Origin of the sequence: Bacillus sp. AFS012607, from assembly GCF_002558005.1 — a bacterium.
Classification (GTDB): Bacteria; Bacillota; Bacilli; order Bacillales; family Bacillaceae_G; genus Bacillus_A; species Bacillus_A thuringiensis_S.
In genome coordinates this window covers 1-1,653 of the sequence record NZ_NTVM01000058.1, presented here as the reverse complement: position 1 = coordinate 1,653, position 1,653 = coordinate 1, and the positions used below count along the sequence as shown (strand labels likewise).

Below are 1,653 nucleotides of genomic sequence, written 5' to 3'. Positions count from 1 at the left end.
ATTAGGGATTGACTCCTCTGCCATTGGAATAAACGATAATTTTTTTGAGTTAGGTGGACACTCTCTCCTAGCAACTAAAATAACTTCACGTTTAGGTGTTGATTTTTCAATTCTAGTACAAATACGTGATATATTTGAATACCCTACCATTAAACATTTCTCAAAACGTTTAACATTTTTATTGGGAAAAACGGGGGAGATCGATGCTTTTACACCATTACAATCAGTTAAACGTGAACAATACGAACCATTATCTTTCGCTCAACAGCGTTTATGGATAATGGATAAAATTGTAACAAATAGTGCGCTTTACAATGTCCCAATTGCATGGCGTTTAAAAGGAAAATGGAACATTGAGATGTTAAAAAAAGGATATAATGCAATAATACATCGCCATGAAATTCTACGGACAGTATTTCATGAAGTTGACGGAAAACCAGTGCAAATTGTTCAACAAGATATAACAGTTCCCTTATCAGTAATTGATTTGCGTTATCTTTCTCCTGAAGATAAAACATCTAAAATAGAAAATATATCAAAAATAGAAGCTAAAAAGCCATTTGATTTAAGCCAAGGACCTTTATTACGTACTCATTTAATAGTAATGGACAATAAAGAGTTAGTACTTCTTTGCACCATCCATCATATTATTTTTGATCGCTGGTCATTAGATACCTTTATCAATGAATGGATGAGTTTTTATCAGGCATTTTTAGAAAACGAAACTGAAAAGCTTCCCCCTTTACCTGTTCAGTATATTGATTTTACAAAATGGCAAAAAAGTTGGTTAACAGAAGAAATTATACAAAAACAAATAGCATATTGGGGGAAAGAATTACGCGGTTTACTTCCTATATTGGAACTCCCATTGGATTATCCTCGTCCAATAATACAAAGCTATAATGGAGATACGTATCAAATTGTCATACCCAATAAATTGTTAGAAAAAATAAAAGTATTCAATTCTAAGGAAGGCGTTACATTATTCGCCACATTATTAGCAAGTTATCAAGGGTTTCTTTCTCGTTATACCAATCAAAAAGATATTTTAGTAGGCAGCCCGATTGCAAATAGGAATTATCCAGGAGTTGAAGATCTTATTGGATTCTTTGCAAATACTGTAGTCTATCGTGCAGATTGCTCAAATAATATAACATTTAAAGAATTGGTCCAACAAATAAAGAAAAAAATGTTAGATGCACAAGAAAACCAGGACGTTCCTTTTGAAAAAGTTATAGAAGCTATACAACCAGAACGTGATATGAGTTATTCTCCATTATTTCAGACAATGTTTGTTTTTCACAATCAATTAAAAGAGTTACCAAAATTATTAGATCATAGCGTAGAAAAAATCCCTAGACATATGAATGGTGCAAAGTTTGATATAACTATAGCTACGGAAGAGATACCAACAGGATTACAAGTGGATTTTGAATATAATACAGACTTATTTAAGGTTTCTACAATAAAAAGAATGGCTCAATCTTTTGAAATTTGGCTAGATGAAATTTTACAATTTCCGGAGGAACCTATTGAGAATCTAAGAATACTCACTAAGAACGAAGAAAAGCAATTATTACATGAATGGACTAACATAGAGGGCAATTATCAAAAAGATGTAGTGATTCAAGAGTTATTTGAACAGCAAGTAAT

At 31.9% G+C, this 1,653-nt stretch carries 1 protein-coding gene; it reads left to right on the top strand.

What is annotated here, in order from left to right; genetic code table 11:
• Positions 1-1,653 (top strand): condensation domain-containing protein (locus tag CN409_RS30360; protein ID WP_240518690.1); only part of this gene is annotated, 1,653 nt, incomplete at both ends.